This window comes from Cognatiluteimonas weifangensis, from assembly GCF_003416885.1.
Taxonomy (GTDB): Bacteria; Pseudomonadota; Gammaproteobacteria; order Xanthomonadales; family Xanthomonadaceae; genus Cognatiluteimonas; species Cognatiluteimonas weifangensis.
In genome coordinates this window covers 72,163-88,968 of sequence record NZ_QVPD01000003.1, presented here as the reverse complement: position 1 = coordinate 88,968, position 16,806 = coordinate 72,163, and the positions used below count along the sequence as shown (strand labels likewise).

The window sequence follows — 16,806 nt, the reverse complement described above, 5'->3', positions numbered from 1 at the left end:
GTGGGTGAGACCTTCGCCGAACGGCGAAGCGTGCTCCTTCCCTGCCTCCTGCAGAGACACGTCCGCCGCTCGCATCCCTGGAGCCGGCATGCAGACGATCGCTTCCCCCTTCCTGTGGCTGGTCTTCGGCGGCGTGGTGCTCGCCGCGCTGGCGATCGACCTGGTGCTGATGCGGCACGGGGGGCCGCACAAGGTCACGTTCCGGGAAGCCGCCTGGTGGAGCCTGGGCTGGGTGGCGCTGGCGCTGGCGTTCAACGCCTGGCTGTGGTGGCAGACCGGGCAGCAGTTCGGGGCCGCGGCCGGGCAGCGCATCGGCATGGAGTTCCTGACCGGCTACCTGGTGGAAAAAGCGCTGGCGATCGACAACATCTTCGTGTTCCTGATGCTGTTCGGCTACTTCGCGGTGCCCGAGGCGCAGCGCCAGCGGGTGCTGGTGATCGGCATCCTCGGCGCCATCGTGCTGCGCGCGATCCTGATCTTCATCGGCGCGGCGCTGCTGGCCCGGTTCCACTGGATCCTGTATCTGTTCGGCGCCTTCCTGCTGCTGACCGGGGTGAAGATGTGGCGCGCGGCGGGCGCGCCGCCGGATCTGGAGCGCAATCCGGTGCTGCGCTGGGTGACCGCGCGGCTGCCGTTCCTGCGCCGCTATTACGGCAGCGCGCTGTGGATCGGCCGCGGCGCGCGGCGCAAGTTCACGCCGCTGTTCATCGTGCTGGTGATGATCGCGGTCACCGACGTGATCTTCGCGGTGGATTCGATCCCGGCGATCTTCGCCATCACCGCCGACCCGTTCATCGTGCTGACCTCCAACGTGTTCGCGGTGCTGGGGCTGCGCGCGATGTTCTTCCTGCTGCAGGGCATGGCCGACCGTTTCCACCTGCTGCCTTACGGGCTGGCGCTGGTGCTGGCCTTCATCGGCGCGAAGATGCTGCTGGCCGATCTCTACAAGTTGCCGGTCCTGCTGTCGCTGGCGGTGGTGGCGGGGATCGTCGGCAGCACGATCGCGCTGAGCCTGCTGCGGCCGGCCCGCACGCCGGTCCCGGCGCGGCGGCCCGCGCGTCCGCCGCCCGCCCGCCGCTGAGCCTGCAGCCGCCCGTGCGCACCGGCTGCCCGCGCCTGCCCCGGCCGGGCTTGCATCGGCGCGATCCGCCGCCATCCTCGTGGCATGCAGTTGCCCGCCCCCGCCCCCGCGCCGGATCCGCAGGCGCAGCGCGCGCACGACCGTCGCCGGCTGCGGCGCGCGCTCAGCGCCAGCCTGGCGTTCGTGTTGCTGCTGCTGCTGGCGTTCGGCGCGCAGCAGACGCTGGACTGGCGTGCGCTGGCGATCGCGCCGCAGTCGCCGCACGGCCTGCTCGGGCTGCTGACCGCGCCGCTGCTGCACGGCTCGCCCGGGCACCTCGCCGCCAACGCGGTCGCGCTGCTGCTGCTGGGCACCCTGGCCGGCACCGTCTACCCGCGGGCGACGCTGCGCGCGCTGCCGCTGCTGTGGCTGGGCTCGGGGCTGGGCGCCTGGCTGCTGGGCGCCGTCGGCAGCCACCATCTGGGCGCCAGCGGCCTGAGCCACGGCCTGCTGTTCCTGGTGTTCGCGCTCGGCCTGCTGCGCCGCGACCGCGCCGCGGTCGCCGCGGCGATGATCGCCTTCATGTTCTACGGCGGGATGCTGCTGACGGTGCTGCCGCGCGAGCCGGGCGTGTCCTGGCAGGCGCACCTGGGCGGCGCCGTCGCGGGGCTGCTGGCGGCCTGGCTGCTGCGGCGCAGCGATCCGCTGCCGCCGCGCCAGCGCTACAGCTGGGAACTCGAGGAAGAGCGCGCCGCACAGACCGCCGCCGCGGCCACGGCCGAGCGCGACCAGTTCGAACCGGCGTCGCCGGCGGACGTGCCGGTGCTGTGGCAACGCCCGCAGCGCGAACGCGGCGGCACGGTGCTGCCGTTCCCGCCGCGCCGCGGCGACACGCCCTGAACCGCAGGCCCTGAACGGCACGCCCTGAGCGGCAGGCCCCGAACACCCGGCCCCTGAACACCAGGGCGCCCGGCCTGTGCCGGGCGCCGCCGGGCCGCTGTCGCGGGACTCAGAACTTGGCGCTGAACTGCAGGCCCCAGGTACGCGGCTCGTTGAGCATGCCGGTGAGGTTGTTGAAATCGATGCCCGACACCGCCGTCATCTCGTCGGTGATGTTGCGGCCGAACAGCGCGACCTCGTAATCGCCGTCGGCCCAGTTGTAGCCCAGGCGCAGGCCGCCTTCGGTCGAGGGCTGGCTGCGGAAGGAGACCGAATCGTAGAGGAAGAAGCTGGCCTCGCTGCGGTAGGCCCAGTCGGTGTAGGCGAACAGCTCGCCGTCGCCCAGCGGGATGCCGTAGCGCGCGGTGAAGTTGTAGACGTGCCTGGGCGCCTGCGGCAGCGGATTGCCGTCGATCAGCACGGTGCCCGGGCGGGCGCTGCTCTCCGGGTCGCGCACGCCGCAGAAGCTGAAGCCCACGTCGAGCGCGCACGGGAACACCGACAGGTCGGGATCGTCGATCTCGGTGTCGTTGTAGCTGGCGCCCAGGGTCACCAGCAGGTTCGGCGTCAGGTAGGCCTCCAGGTCGAGCTCCGCGCCCTGGCCGACGACCTTGTCGGCGTTGACCAGGCGCGCGACGTTGGCGTCGCCGCCGACCGCGGTCAGCTGCTGGTCGTCGACCGTGTAGCGGAACAGCGCGAAGCCGATCCGCATGCGGTTGTCCCACAGCTGCGACTTGATCCCGGCTTCCCACGACAGCACGGTTTCGGTCTGGCCGACGGTGACCAGTTCGTCCGCCGGCAGCGCGGCGTTGGCGAACATCAGCCGGCCCTGCACGCTGGGGGCGCGGAAGCCCTTGGCCACGCGCGCGTAGACGTTGGTGGCGTCGCTGAGCTTGTAGATCGCGCTCAGGTCCCAGCTGACGTCGTCGTCGCTGGGGCTGACCGCGATCGGTGCGATCGGGCCGGACCCGAACGGCCCCTGCACGCGCTCGGCGACGAAGTCCTTCTCGTCCTTGGTGTAGCGCAGGCCGCCGCGCAGGCTCAGGCGCTCGCTGAGGTCGTAGTCGCCGGAGGCGAACACCGCCCACGCGGTGTTGTCCTGGTGCTGTTTGGCGTAGCCGTTCTGCGCGCCGCCGAAGCCGTCGTAGGAGAAGCTGTCGATGTCGATCTTCTCGTCGAACCAGAACAGGCCCGCCTGCCAGTCGAAGCGACCCCATTCGTTGGATTCCAGGCGGAACTCCTGGCTCAGCTGGCGGTGCGAGGGCAGGCCGTCGGCGGATTCGGCCGGGAACAGCGCCTCGCCCGGCTCGTTGGGCGGGAACTGGTCGTAGATCGAGCCGCCGTCGATGTCGCCGCGGCTGTAGTAGTCGGTGACGCTCTCGTAGCCGGTGATCGAATGCAGTGTGGTGCGACCCAGGTCCCAGCGCATGCGCAGGCTGCCGCCGACCTGGCGCAGGGTCTGCTCGTTGCCGGCGTCGATGCTGACCTTGTCGCGCTCGATGCCGTCGGCGATGTCGTTGGAGCCGGGGCGGATGGCGCCGGCGCGGAACACGCGCGCGGTGCCGTCGAGCCTGCGCATGTGCACGTTGGCCAGCGCCTCGAACGTGTCCGACGGGCTGAACAGGAACTGCAGCCGCGCGGCGGTGTCGCGATAGCCCTCGAGGTCGTCGCCGGGGCCGTTGTTGACGTTGTCGACCCAGTCGTCGCGGCGCTGGTGCAGCAGCGAGACGCGCGCCGAGACCGTCGACGACAGCGCGCCGGTCAGCGCGCCCTCGACGTTGGCGGTGCCGTAGCTGCCGTAGGAAACGCGGCCGTAGCCGCCGAATTCCTGCTGCGGCCGCGCCGAGGAGAAGCGGATCACGCCGGCCGGCGAGTTGCGCCCGAACAGGGTGCCCTGCGGGCCGCGGTACATCTCGACGCTGTCCATGTCGAACATCGGAAAGCCCTTGAGGATCGGGTTTTCCTGCACCACGTCGTCGTACACCAGCGATACCGGCTGCGAGGCGTTGAGGTCGAAGTCGGAATTACCGAGGCCGCGCACGTAGAAGCGCGGGAACGAGCGCCCGTAGGAGGACTCGATGTTGAGGCTGGGCAGGCGCCCGGACAGCAGGCGGATGTCGTCGCCGCCGGAGGTCAGCACCTGCAGCTTCTCGCCGTCGACGGTGGTGATCGCCATCGGCACGTCCTGGATGTCCTGCACCCGGCGCTCGGCGGTGACCCGCACCGCGCCGAGCGTGACCGGCTCGGCCGCGGCGGGCTGCTGGCTTGTCGCCTGCGGGCTTTCCGCCTGCGGGTTTTCCGCCGGTTGGGGCTCGGCCTGCTGCGCCGGCGGCGCCGCGGCGGCGGCTGGCGCGGCGTCGGACTGTGCGAATGCGGTGCAAGGCAGCAACGCGGCGATGGCAAGGGCCAGCAACCGCGGCGACGGTCGACGGATCATGGTCATGGGTTCCCCGAGAGTTGGCGCAGGCGCGCCCCCGCCCGTGATGGTGCTACAGCGCAGCCGCTGCGGCAATGCGCGGGTGGCGAATGCCCCGGCATCCGACGCGCAGGGCGCGCGCGGCGGAATCGCAGCGGAACGTGCGCACGCAGGCCCTGGCAGGCGATGCGCGGGCGGGAAGTCCGCCGCGAGCCTGGCCGCGGACGGCGGCCGCTGTGCTAGCGTCGCCGCCACTTCCGGAGTCGCCCATGTCCTGCAAGCCGGTCTGCCGTCGCGCGTTCTTCCTGCTGGCGCCGTTGCTGCTGGCGGCGGCGGCCTGCGACCGCAGCCCGGCGCCGGCCGCGGCGCAGGCGGCCGCGCCCGCCGCCGCCGAGCGGATCCGTGCCGACGTCGCCGCCCTGGCCGACGACCGCATGCAGGGACGGCGCTTCGGCACGCCCGGGTTCGAGCGCGCCGCCGAGCACGTCGCCGCACGCATGCGCGCCGCCGGCCTGGCGCCGGCGGGCGATGCCGGCAGCTATTTCCAGCGGGTGCCGCTGCTGGCCGCCACCCGCGTGGCGCAGGGCGCGCGGCTGGAAGTGCTGCGGCGCGACCGCCGCATCGTGCTGCGCTTCGGCAAGCAGTACCTGCCGGCGCCGGCGTTCGACGGCGACGCGCGCAGCGTGCAGGCGCCGGCGCTGTTCGTCGGCCAGGGCATCGCCGCGCCGGCCCTGGGGCACGACGATTTCGCCGGACTCGACCTGCACGGCAAGATCGCGGTGCTGTTCGCCGGCGCGCCGGAGACCTTCCCCGAGGACCAGCGCGCGCTGCACGCCGAGCGCGCGGAGAAGCTGCGCGCGCTGGTGGCGCGCGGCGCGGTCGGCGCGGTGTTCCTGGACCGCGCCGAGGACGAGGCGCGGACGCCGTGGGCGCGCCAGGCGGCGGCGTGGGCGCAGCCGCAGTGGCGCCTGCGCGACGCCGATGGCAGCGCGCTGGAGGATTTCCCGCAGTTGCGGGTGATCGCCACCGTCAGCGCGGCGGCCGCCGACCTGCTGCTGGACGGCAGCGGCCACACCGCCGCGGCGCTGGCCGCCGCCGCACGCAGCGGCCAGGCACCGCGGTTCCCGCTGCCGGCACCGCTGGCGCTGGCCGCGCGCAGCGAGGTCACGTCCGTGGACAGCCGCAACGTGGTCGGCGCGCGGCCCGGCACCGATCCGCGGCGGGCGCAGGAAGCGGTGGTGCTGAGCGCGCATCTGGACCACCTGGGCAGCCTGCCGGCGCCGGGCGGCGACGGCATCTTCAACGGCGCGCTCGACAACGCGCTCGGGGTCGCGATCGCGCTGGAAGCCGCGCGCGCGGCGCCCGCGTCCGCCCGCACCCTGGTGCTGCTGGCCAGCACTGCCGAGGAGCCGGGCCTGCTGGGCGCGCGCTGGCACGCGCGGCACCCGTACCGGCGCCCGGTGGCCGCGATCAACCTGGACATGCCGATGCTGCTGGCGCCGACCCGCGACGCGGTCGCGATCGGCGCCGGCTACTCCAGCCTGCAGGCCACGCTGGCGCGGGTGGCGGGCCGGCTGCGGATGCCGCTGTCGCCCGATCCGTTCCCCGAGGAGACGATGTTCACCCGCAGCGACCAGTACGCCTTCGTCCGCGCCGGCGTCCCGGCGCTGTACCTGGACGGCGGCACCCTGGCAGCCGCAAGCAGCGCCGGCCGGCCCGCCGACGCGCGCACCGCGCCGCTGCTGGCGCAACGCGAGTTCCTGCGCCGCTGCTACCACCGGCCCTGCGACGACCTGCACCAGCCGATCCAGTACGCCGACGCCGCGCGCCTGGCGCAACTGGCGGCGGGGCTGTGGACGGCGGTCGGCAACGCCGCGCAGGCGCCGCGCTGGACCCCCAGCAACGCCTTCGGCGAGCGCTTCGGCAGCGACCCGGACGCCGCGCCCTGAGCCGGCGCCGCGGCGCGCAGCGCAGACGCTTGCACGTGGCCGCGCGCCGCCAACACCGGCATTGCGTGCGCGCGGCGGCGAAGCGGCGTGCCGGCGCGTGCGCCCCGCCCGCAGCGCGCACGTGCCGCAGACGGCGGCTCGCGTCGCCTGTCCTTGCGCTGCGCGCTGCGGGCGACGGCGCAGCCGCGCCTACGCGTCCGGCAGCGGCGGCCCGTGCAGCACCTTGACCGTGCGCAGCACGAAACTGGAATTGACGTCGGCGACGCCGGCCTGGTTGAGCAGGCGGTCGAGCAGGAAACGCGAGAAGTGCTCCAGATCGCGCACCGCGACCTGCAACAGATAGTCCATGTCCCCGGTCAGCGCGTGGCAGGCGACCACCTCGTCCCAGGCGTTGACGAAGCGGGCGAAGGCGGCGACCGTGGCGGTGTCGTGCTGCCGCAGTTGCACCCGCACGAAGGCCTGCAGGCCCAGGCCCAGCCGCTCCGGGTCGATCTCGGCACGGTAGCCGGCGATCACCCCGTCGCGCTCCAGCCGCTGCACCCGGCGCAGGCAGGCCGAGGCCGACAGGTGCACGCGCTCGGCCAGCTCGGCGTTGGTCAGGCGGGCGTTGCGCTGGAGTTCGGCAAGCAGCAACAAATCGGTGCGGTCCAGCGTCGATCCGGCCATTTCACCCGTCCTGCATTGACTGGACGCAATAATATTGCACTGCCGCCGCCGTATGGCGCAATTACGCAAGCCTGTTGCGTCCGCCGCCAGTTACAGTCTGGGCATCTGCCAGGAGGGGCCGCATGAGCCAGCCGCGCCGCGTCGAGAACCTGCATACCGACAAGGGCAAGGTCCCGATCTACGCCACCGGCGTGGTCGCGCAGCCGTGGGCCGACTATGGTGCCGGCGACCATGCGGTCTGGCGCGAACTCTACGAGCGCCAGCGCCGGCTGCTGGTCGGCCGCGCCTGCGACGCCTTCCTCGCCGCGCAGGACGCGATGGGGATGACGCCGGAGCGGATCCCGAAGTTCGCCGAGCTCAACCCGCTGCTGCGCGCGGCCACCGGCTGGGAACTGGTCGGGGTCGAGGGGCTGCTGCCGGAACTGGATTTCTTCGAGCACCTCGCCCACCGCCGCTTCCCGGTGACCTGGTGGATCCGCCGTCCCGACCAGGTCGACTACATCGAGGAGCCGGACCTGTTCCACGACCTGTTCGGGCACGTGCCGCTGCTGATGGATCCGATGTTCGCCGACTACATGCAGGCCTACGGCCGCGGCGGGGTCAAGGCGCACGCGATCGGCGCCGACGCGCTGGTCAACCTGACCCGGCTGTACTGGTACACGGTGGAGTTCGGCCTGATCCGCCAGGCCGACGGCCTGCGCATCTACGGCAGCGGCATCGTCTCCTCCAGCGGCGAGTCGATCCACAGTCTGGAATCGCCCGCGCCCAACCGCATCGGCTTCGACATGGAGCGGATCATGCGCACCCGCTACCGCATCGACAGCTACCAGAAGACCTACTTCGTGATCGACAGCTTCGAGCAGCTGATGGAGGCCACGCGCCCGGACTTCACCCCGCTGTACGCGCGCCTGGCCACGCAGGACTCGTACCCGGCCGGCGCCGTGCTCGCCGGCGACCGGGTGCTGCAGCGCGGCAGCGGCGCGGGCTGGGCCAGCGACGGCGACGTGTAGCGGGCAGGCGGATGCGACGCGCCCGCTCGGCAGGTATGCGGCCGGGCGAGCGCCCGCATCCGGACGTTCCGGCGCGCATGACGCGTTGCGGCCCGCGGCCGCCTGCATTTCCCCGCGCCACGGGCGACAATGGCGGCCCCGTCGCCACCTGCCCTCGCCATGTCCCCAGCCACCTCCGATCCGATCTCGCTGACCCGCTTCCTGATCGAGGAAAAACGCGCCGGCCGGATCAACCCGGAGCTGCGGCTGCTGATCGAGGTCGTGGCTCGTGCCTGCAAGCGCATTTCCGTGGCCGTCGGCAAGGGCGCGCTGGGCGGCGTGCTCGGCGACGCCGGCAGCCCCGGCGCGGCCAGCATCAACATCCAGGGCGAGGCGCAGAAAAAGCTCGATGTGCTCAGCAACGAGATCCTGCTGGAAGCCAACGCCTGGGGCGGCCACCTCGCCGCGCTGGCGTCGGAGGAGATGGACCACAGCCAGCCGATCCCGGACGTGCATCCGCGCGGCAACTACCTGTTGCTGTTCGATCCGCTGGACGGTTCGTCCAACATCGACGTCAACGTCTCGGTCGGCACCATCTTTTCGGTGCTGCGCTGCCCGGAGGGCGTGACCACGCCGGCTGACGAGCACTTCCTGCAGCCCGGCACCGCGCAGGTCGCCGCCGGCTACTGCGTGTACGGCCCGCAGACCACGCTGGTGCTGACCGTCGGCCACGGGACCCACGCCTTCACCCTGGACCGCGAGGTCGGCAGCTTCATGCTGACCGTGCGCGACATGCGCATCCCGGAGGACACCCGGGAATTCGCCGTCAACGCCTCCAACCAGCGCTTCTGGGAGCCGCCGATGCAGGCCTACGTCGGCGATCTGCTGGCCGGCAAGGACGGCCCGCGCGGCAAGGACTTCAACATGCGCTGGATCGCCTCGATGGTGGCCGACGTGCACCGCATCCTCACCCGCGGCGGCATCTTCAGCTATCCGCTGGACAGCAAGTGCGCGTCCAAGGGCGGCAAGCTGCGCCTGATGTACGAGGCCAACCCGATGAGCTTCCTGGTCGAGCAGGCCGGCGGCGCCGCCAGCACCGGCCGCCAGCGCCTGCTGGAGGTGCAACCCACCGGCTTGCACCAGCGGGTGCCGGTGTTCCTGGGCTCGAAGCGGGAAGTCGAAGTGGCGGTCCGCTATCACCTGGCGCACGCGGTGGCCTAGGACCGGCCCCCCGGCGCACCGCAAACAGCCCGTGCCATACCGGGCGCGGAATCACCCGCTGGGAAGCCGGTGACCCGACCCGTGCGGGGCACACCGGGAATCCATGTTTCCAACGCGGAAGCTTCTGCGAGGGAAGCCGGCAGCCCGACCCTCGCAGGACACGCCGCGAATACACGCTTCAAGTGCGGAAGCTTTGCGGGGGAAGCCACCGGCTCGACCCCTTGCAGGACGCCCGCGAATACACGCTTCAAGTGCGGAAGTCTTTGCGGGGGAAGCCGGTGGCCCGACCTGTACGGGACGCGCGGTGATACACCCCTCAAGCGCGGAAACCTCTGCGGGGGAAGCCGGTGGCCCGGCCTGTGCGGGACACGCCGTGAATACGTCCCTGTAGGCTCCTCGGCGGCATCCATGCCGCCGACGGTCCCGCACAGGCCGGGCCACCGGCTTCTGCACAGTGAGTCGGCGCTTGTAGAAAAAGCCACCCGAAGCGACAGACTCCACGCTCGCCAAGTCGCCGCCCGGCGGGCTGGGGGTGCGGAGAGTGGACCATGGATGGTCCACGACCCGACTTAAAGACAGGAGGTCGTCAGGAGGGCGCAGCACCCCCAGCCCGCCGGGCGGCGACTCCGTCCGAAGCCGATCTCCCAAGATCAGGCCATGAATGGTCTGCGGTCCGACTTGAAGACAGGACGTCGTCAGGAGGGCGCAGCACCGCCGGCCTGCCGGGCGGCGACTCTTTCCATGACTTGCAGTCAGGCCAGGCATACCCCGCGACTCGACTCGAAGACACGAGGTCCCCAGGAGCACGCAGCACCCCCGGCCCGTCGGCGGCCACTCCGTCCGAAGCCGGGAATGTCCGAACAACCCGGCTTTTTATTCGCCATTCCCGTGAAAGCAGGGTGCGCGCATCGCACCACCTCGCGACGCAATGCGCTGGCGATCGTTACGTGCCGTCGCGCGGGTGGTTGAGCACCAGCCAGTACAACCCCACCTGCTGCACCGCCCACACGAAGCGCTCGAAATCGACCGGCTTCTGGATATAGCTGTTGACCCCCAGCGCGTAGCTGGCCTCCACGTCGAACGGCTCGGCGCTGGTGGTCAGCACCACCACCGGCAGGCTGCGGGTCTTTTCGTTTTCGCGGATCGCCTGCAGCACCTCGCGGCCGTCGACCTTGGGCAGGTTGAGGTCCAGCAGCACGATCGACGGCAGCTCGTCCGGGTTGCGGCCAGCATAGGCGCCGCGCGCGAACAGGTAGTCCAGCGCCTCGGCGCCGTCGCGCGTCACCACCAGACCGTTGGCGACCTTGGCTTCGCGGAAGGCGATCCGGGTCAGCTCGACGTCGTCGGGATTGTCCTCGACCAGCAGGATGTCCTTGTGGCTCATGCAGGCGACTCGTCGGTGGCGGGGGCGGCGGGCAGTTCGAAGTGGAAGGTGCTGCCGGCGCCGGGGTCGGACTCGGCCCACAGGCGGCCGCCGTGACGCTCGACCACGCGCCGGGCGATCGCCAGGCCGATGCCGTGGCCGCTGCCCTGCTCGGATCCGTGCAGGCGCTGGAACGGCTCGAACAGCTTGTCGGCGTAGCGCATGTCGAAGCCGCAGCCGTGGTCGCGCACCGCGACCCGCAGGGTGTCGCCGACGCGTTCGCCGTCGACCTCGATCCGGACCTGCTCGCAGGCGCCGGAGAAGCGCCAGGCATTGCGCAGCAGCTGCGTCAGCAGCATCCGCAACTGGCGCTCGTCGCCGTGCGCGAACAGGCCCGGCGCGACCGTGAGCGCAACCGCGCGCCCGGACTCGGCGTCCTGCAGGTCGGCCACCGCCAGCTCCGCCAGCAGGCTCAGGTCGACCACCGCCGGCACCAGCGCGGCGCGCTCCACGCGCGAGAGGTCCAGCAGCGCCTCGATCAGCCCGCCCATGCGCGCAGCGGCGGCGCGGATACGCTGCAGGTGGTCGCGGCCGTCGGCGTCCAGCGCCGTGGCCTGGCGCTGCAGCAGCGCGGAAAACGTCTCGACCGCCCGCAGCGGCGCGCGCAGGTCGTGGGAAATGCCGTAGGCGAACACCTCCTGCTGCCGCAGCAGGGCCTGCTCGCGGGCTTCGGCGGCGGCCAGCGCCTGTCGCAGCGCCGGTTCGGCGGCGGGCGCGGCAGCACCCGGCGGCTCGGCCGCGCCATATAGCCGCAGCGCCAGCACGCACGGCACGCCGGCGGCATCGCGCACCAGCGTCGCCGCCAGCGTCAGCGCGGCGCCGTCGGCGCGCGCGCGGACACGCGGTGCGGTCGCCGGCACCGCGGTCCCGGCGGCCACGGCCGCCAGGTATGCATGCAGCGCGGCCGCAGCGTCGGGATCGAAGACCTGCGCCGCCGGCTGCCCGTGCAGCGCCTGCGGCTCGACCCCGAACCGCTGCGCCAGCGCCGGCTCCAGCTGCAGCCAGCGCTGCTGCAGGTCGAGGATCGCGGTGCCCAAGGCCACGTCCGGCGCCGCCGGGGGATCCGGCGCGCGCTCCGGGACGGGAGGGCGGGGGGCGGGCATGGCGCGGGCTGCGTGCGACACCCGTGCAGTATGCCCCGGGTGGCGCGGGCGGAGGGTGCACGGCAGGTGAAAGCGCGATGCCGCACAATGCCGGCGATGCGCGTGCCGAGGCCCCGATGGCCTATCCACAGATCCTGTTCCTGCTGATCCTCGCCGGGGGCCTGTACCTGTTCGTCAGCGAACGGCTGCGGGTCGACGTGACCGCGATGCTGCTGCTGCTGGCGCTGGTGCTTACCGGCCTGCTCGACCCGGAGCAGGCGCTGTCGGGCTTCGCCAGCGAGCCGGCGATCATCGTCGCGGCGGTATTCGTGCTTTCCGGCGCCCTCGCCGCGACCGGCATCACCGAGCGCATCGGCCAGTGGATCGGGCGCGCCGCCGGCCGCAGCGAGGCGCGCGCGATCGCGGTGGTGATGCCGGCGGTGGCGGCGCTGGCGGCGTTCACCCACCACGTGATGGTGACCGCGATGATGCTGCCGATCCTGCTGCGCTACGCGCGCGAGCGGCGGCTGCCGGCCTCGCGGCTGCTGATGCCGATGTCGCTGGCGGCCTCGCTCGGCACCACCCTGACCCTGGTCAGCGCGCCGGCGTTCCTGCTCGCCAGCGACCTGCTGCAACGCAGCGGCAGCCCCGGCCTGGGGATCTTCTCCATCACCCCGATCGGCGTGACCCTGGTGGCGGTCGGGATCGTCTACATGCAGCTGGCGCGCTGGCTGCTGCCGCGGCGCAGCGGCGCCCACGGCGAGGAGGACTACCTGCGCCTGGAGCGCTACCACACCGAATTGCTGGTGGTGGAAGGCTCGCGCTGGTCGACGCGGCCGCTGGCGGAACTGCAGAAGGCGCTCGGCGCCCGGTTCCACCTGCACGGCTGGCTGCGCGACGGCCGCCGCCGCGACGATCTCGGCCCCGCCAGCCCGCTGCTGGCCGGCGACGTGCTGCTGGTGCAGGCCGCAGCCGACGAGCTGATGTCGCTGCACGACGATCCGGGCCTGGACCTCAACGCGATCTCGCGCTACGGCGGCAAGCTCGGCGACGGCAACCAGCTGCAGCTGGTGCAGGCGGTGGTGGCGCCGGGCTCGGAGTTTCTCGGCCGCTCGATCCGCGAGCTGGACTTCTCGCGCCAGTTCGACGCGGTGATCGTCGGCCTGTGGCGGCGCGAGGGCGACCTCGCGCAGCGCCTGTCCGACGCTCGCCTGCGCGAGGGCGACGTGCTGGTGCTGTGGGGGCAGCCGGCGCACTTCAGCGACCTGGCTGCGCACCACGGCTTCCTGATGCTGGTGCCGTTCGCCGGCGAGGCCAAGCACCGGCCGCGCGCGCCGCTGGCGCTGGTCATCCTCGGCCTGACCATCCTCGCGGCCGCCAGCGACTGGCTGCCGGCGGCGCTGGCGTTCCTGCTGGGCGCGGTGGCGATGGTCGTCAGCCGCTGCGTCGACATCGGCCGCGCCTACCGCGAGATCGACGTGCGCATCTTCGTGATGATCGCCGGGGTGATCCCGCTCGGGATCGCGATGGAGCAGACCGGTACCGCCGACCTGCTGGCGCGGGGGCTGCTGCGGGTGGTGGCCGACTGGCCCACGCTGGGGGTGCTGCTGGTGCTGTTTTCCGCCGCCGCGCTGCTGACCCAGATCCTGTCGGACTCGGCGACCACGGTGCTGCTGGGGCCGATCGCGGTGTCGCTGGCGGCCTCGCTCGGACTGCCGCCGACGCCGTTCGTGGTGGTCACCGCGCTGGGCGCGGTGGTCGCCTTCCTGACCCCGATCGGCCACCACGGCAACCTGCTGATCCTGGGGCCGGGGCAATACCGCTTCGGCGATTTCCTGCGCATCGGCCTGCCGCTGACCGTGCTGATCGCGCTGGTCAGTGCGTGGCTGGCGCAGTGGCTGTGGCTGGGCGGCGCGCTGCTGCCGGCGTTCGCCGGTTAGGGCCGGGAGCCGCCGCAAACCGCAGCCGCAAGTGTCGGGCGCCGTGCGCGGCCGTCGGCCGGGGCGCGGCTTTGCCCGGCGCACCGGCGCCGGTGGCCATCGGCACGCCGCAGCTCAGAACAGGCTGCCCTGCGGCGAGGGCGGCCGCGGCGCCGTGAACTGCGACCCGTCCAGCGGCGGCAGCCGCCCGTAGCCCAAGCGCGTGTGCGCGCGGGCGAAGCGCTGCGCCAGCAGCTGCGCGAACGGCCCTTCGCCGCGCATGCGCGTGCCGAAGGCGCTGTCGTAATCCTTGCCGCCGCGCATCTGCTGCAGCAGGCTCATCACGTGCGCCGCGCGCTCGGGATAGTGCAGCTGCAGCCATTCGCGCCAGATCTGCTTGAGTTCGTGCGGCAGGCGCAGCAGCACGTAGCCGGCGGCGCGCGCGCCGTGCGCGTGCGCGGCCTCGAGGATGCGCTCGAGCTCGCCGTCGGTAAGCCCCGGCACCACCGGCGCCACCATCACCCCGACCGGCACGCCGGCATCGGCCAGCGCCCGCATCGCGCGCAGCTTGCCGTGGGGCGCGGTCGCGCGCGGCTCCATCGCCGCCGCCAGGCGGTTGTCGAGGGTGGTGATGGAAAACTGCACCGTGACCAGGCGCGCCCGTGCCATCGGCACCAGCAGGTCCAGGTCGCGCGTGACCAGCGCGCTCTTGGTGATCAGGCTGACCGGATGCCGGCACTGCGCCAGCACTTCCAGCAGCTGCCGGGTGATGCGGTAACGGCGTTCGATCGGCTGGTAGGCATCGGTGTTGATGCCCAGCGCGATCGGCGCCGGCACGTAGCCGGGCCGGGCGAGCTCGTGACGCAGGCGCTCGGCGGCGTTGGTCTTGGCGTACAGCCGGGTCTCGAAGTCGAGCCCCGGGGACAGGTCGAGGTAGGCGTGCGAGGGCCGCGCGAAGCAGTAGACGCAGCCGTGCTCGCAGCCGCGGTAGGGATTGACCGACTGGCCGAAGCCGACGTCGGGCGAGTCGTTGCGGCTGACGATGCGGCGCGCGCGCTCCTCGGTGACCTGCGTGCGCGGCGGCGGCGAGAGCGTGGCGCTGCCGTCGTCGGCGGCATGCTCGTAGACCGATCCCCAACCGTCGTCCTCGCCCTGGACGACGGTCCGGGCGAAGCGGCCCGCCACGGGCGACGCCGCGCCGCGGCCCTTGATCGGGGCCTGCAGGCGGCGCGCGTCGACGGGTGCATCTGACATCGGTACAGCCTACGCTTGGCCGGTCGCAGTGCCCGCGACGTCGCTGAATCGCGCATGCCCGACCTCCTGCACGACTTCTGGCAGTGGCTGCTGGCGGTACCGCACCTGGGCCTGTACCTGAGCGTCGGCTGGGTCGTCTACCTGATCCTCCTCGGCGGCTGGATCGTGTTGCAGGAGCGCGCGCCGGCGGCGACCCTGAGCTGGCTGCTGGGCCTGGCCGCCCTGCCCTATCTTGGCTTCCTGGTCTACCTGGTGTTCGGGCCGCAGCGGATCCGGCGCCACCGATTGCGGCGCTCGCGCGCGCGGGTCGCGCTGCCGGCGACCGCAACCGCCGGTGCCGGCGGCGAGGCGGCCGAGCTCGCGCGCCTGGGCCAGGCCACCACCGGCCTGCCGATCACCTCCGCGAGCGCGGTGCAGCTGCTGGTCGACGGCGCCGCCACCTACGACGCGCTGCTGCAGGCGGTGGCGCAGGCGCGCGAGCACGTCCATCTGGAGTACTACATCTACGCCGCCGACCGCAGCGGCACCGCGTTGCGCGACGCCCTGGTCGAGCGCGCCCGCGCCGGGGTCGCGGTGCGGGTGCTGCTGGACGCGGTCGGTTCGGCCGCTTGTCCGCGGCGTTTCTTCGCGCCGTTGCTGGCGGCGGGCGGCGAGCTGGCGTGGTTCCATCCGATGCGTTTCGGCCGCATCTGGCGCCGCACCTGGCTCAATCTGCGCTCGCACCGCAAGATCGTGGTGATCGACGGCCGCGTCGGCTTCACCGGCGGCATCAACATCACCGACGAGCAGAACGAGCGCCTGCGCGCCGACGCCTACCGCGACCTGCACCTGCGCCTGGAGGGCGACGCGGTGCGTTCGCTGCAGGTGCTGTTCGTGGAGGACTGGGCCTACGCCACCGGCCAGCGCGACTTCATCGCCGCGGTCGCGCGGGCGATGCCGCCGCCGTGCCCCGGGCCGATCGCCGCGCAGATCCTGAGTTCGGGGCCGGATTCGCCGTGGGAGGCCATCCACCGCCTGCACGTGGGCGCGATCCACGCCGCAACCCGGCGGGTATGGCTGGTGACGCCGTACTTCGTGCCCGACGAGGCGGCGATGATGGCGCTGACCTCGGCCGCGCTCGCCGGCTTGGACGTGCGCGTGCTGGTGCCCCGGCGCAGCGACTCGCGGCTGGTGACCTGGGCGGCGCGTTCCTACTTCGACGACCTGCTCGCCGCCGGCGCGCGGATCTACGAATACGGACCACGCATGCTGCACACCAAGGCGCTGCTGGTGGACGAGGAGCTGGCGATCGTCGGCAGCGCCAATTTCGATCCGCGCAGCTTCCGGCTCAATTTCGAGGTTTGCGTGCTGCTGCGCGATACCGAGTTCGCCGCGGCGCTGGCGCGGCTGATCGAGGGCGAGTTCGCGTCGGCGCCGCGAGTCCGCGGCGACCGCCCGCGGCCGCTGTGGACGGTACGCCTGCCCGAGGCGCTGGCGCGGCTGCTGTCGCCGCTGCTGTAGCCGCATTGCGCACGCGCAGACGCAGTTGCGGCCTGCCCGGCAACCGCCGCGCGGTGGCGTCCGCGGCGCGCGGATCGCGTTAGACTGCCGCCCTCACGAGGAGTCGCCGCGATGCCCTGGGTCTTCCTGCTGCTGGCACTGGCCGCGATGGCGGTCGCCTTCCAGACCACCTCGCTGGCGCTGGCGGCGCTGTGCCTGCTGGCCGCCCTGGGGTTGCTGCTGGCCTTCGCCCTGGGCCTGCTGGCGCGCCGCGTCGGCAGCCGCAGCCGCGACCAAGCGCTGCTGCTGGATCCGCAGGAATTGCGCCGTCTGCGCGAGCAGGCCGAAGCCCGCCGCGCCGCGGCCGCGGCGGACACGCCGCCGGGCTCCGGCGAGCGCCCCTGAGCGC

At 72.6% G+C, this 16,806-nt stretch carries 13 protein-coding genes; 8 read left to right on the top strand and 5 right to left on the bottom strand.

Annotated features, from left to right (window positions below):
* The first annotated feature begins 88 nt into the window (after positions 1–88).
* Both D0Y53_RS03770 and D0Y53_RS03765 read left to right on the top strand, forming a co-directional pair.
* Positions 89–1,081, top strand: coding sequence for a TerC family protein (locus tag D0Y53_RS03770; protein WP_117201876.1), 993 nt, complete (start codon positions 89–91; stop codon positions 1,079–1,081).
* Between the two features lie 84 nt (positions 1,082–1,165).
* Positions 1,166–1,960, top strand: a complete 795-nt coding sequence (locus D0Y53_RS03765; RefSeq protein WP_117201875.1) for a rhomboid family intramembrane serine protease — start codon at positions 1,166–1,168, stop codon at positions 1,958–1,960.
* 109 nt (positions 1,961–2,069) lie between these two features.
* On the opposite strand, the gene D0Y53_RS03760 is transcribed toward D0Y53_RS03765, so the two are convergent.
* Complete coding sequence (locus D0Y53_RS03760) at positions 2,070–4,442, bottom strand: TonB-dependent receptor (protein WP_233511633.1); 2,373 nt, start codon at positions 4,440–4,442, stop codon at positions 2,070–2,072.
* A gap of 242 nt (positions 4,443–4,684) precedes the next feature.
* On the opposite strand from D0Y53_RS03760, the gene D0Y53_RS03755 reads away from it, so the two are divergent.
* Positions 4,685–6,364 carry a M28 family peptidase gene (locus D0Y53_RS03755; RefSeq protein ID WP_158550565.1) on the top strand — a complete coding sequence of 560 codons (1,680 nt, stop codon included), beginning with the start codon at positions 4,685–4,687 and terminating at the stop codon, positions 6,362–6,364.
* A 189-nt stretch (positions 6,365–6,553) separates the two neighbouring features.
* Here D0Y53_RS03755 and D0Y53_RS03750 read toward each other — a convergent pair whose 3' ends face one another.
* Entirely contained in the window at positions 6,554–7,030 is a 477-nt protein-coding gene (locus tag D0Y53_RS03750) for an Lrp/AsnC family transcriptional regulator (protein WP_117201873.1), read from the bottom strand.
* 122 nt (positions 7,031–7,152) lie between these two features.
* Here D0Y53_RS03750 and phhA point away from each other — a divergent pair, with 122 nt between their 5' ends.
* Positions 7,153–8,040 carry a phenylalanine 4-monooxygenase gene (gene phhA / locus D0Y53_RS03745; protein WP_117201872.1) on the top strand — a complete coding sequence of 296 codons (888 nt, stop codon included), beginning with the start codon at positions 7,153–7,155 and terminating at the stop codon, positions 8,038–8,040.
* A gap of 159 nt (positions 8,041–8,199) precedes the next feature.
* The gene (locus D0Y53_RS03740; protein WP_117201871.1) at positions 8,200–9,240 is read left to right on the top strand and encodes a class 1 fructose-bisphosphatase; all 1,041 of its coding nucleotides are present in this window, start codon (positions 8,200–8,202) and stop codon (positions 9,238–9,240) included.
* 943 nt (positions 9,241–10,183) lie between these two features.
* Here D0Y53_RS03740 and D0Y53_RS03735 read toward each other — a convergent pair.
* Positions 10,184–10,624, bottom strand: coding sequence for a response regulator (locus D0Y53_RS03735; RefSeq protein ID WP_117201870.1), 441 nt, complete (start codon positions 10,622–10,624; stop codon positions 10,184–10,186).
* Entirely contained in the window at positions 10,621–11,706 is a 1,086-nt protein-coding gene (locus D0Y53_RS03730) for a sensor histidine kinase (protein WP_158550564.1), read from the bottom strand. Before D0Y53_RS03730 ends, D0Y53_RS03735 begins: the two co-directional genes overlap by 4 nt.
* 137 nt (positions 11,707–11,843) lie before the next feature.
* On the opposite strand from D0Y53_RS03730, the gene D0Y53_RS03725 reads away from it, so the two are divergent.
* Positions 11,844–13,685, top strand: a complete 1,842-nt coding sequence (locus D0Y53_RS03725) for an SLC13 family permease (protein ID WP_233511632.1) — start codon at positions 11,844–11,846, stop codon at positions 13,683–13,685.
* A 114-nt stretch (positions 13,686–13,799) separates the two neighbouring features.
* Here the strand turns inward: D0Y53_RS03725 and D0Y53_RS03720 are convergent, their stop codons facing one another.
* Positions 13,800–14,918: a PA0069 family radical SAM protein gene (locus D0Y53_RS03720; protein WP_117201868.1), complete on the bottom strand. Its 1,119-nt coding sequence runs from the start codon at positions 14,916–14,918 to the stop codon at positions 13,800–13,802.
* Positions 14,919–14,972: 54 nt separating this feature from the next.
* Between D0Y53_RS03720 and cls the strand changes: the two genes are divergently transcribed.
* Both cls and D0Y53_RS03710 read left to right on the top strand, forming a co-directional pair.
* A complete protein-coding gene (cls, locus tag D0Y53_RS03715; RefSeq protein WP_117201867.1) occupies positions 14,973–16,418 on the top strand; it encodes a cardiolipin synthase in 1,446 nt (481 codons plus the stop codon).
* A gap of 111 nt (positions 16,419–16,529) precedes the next feature.
* Entirely contained in the window at positions 16,530–16,802 is a 273-nt protein-coding gene (locus D0Y53_RS03710; RefSeq protein ID WP_117201866.1) for a hypothetical protein, read from the top strand.
* Positions 16,803–16,806: the final 4 nt, after the last annotated feature.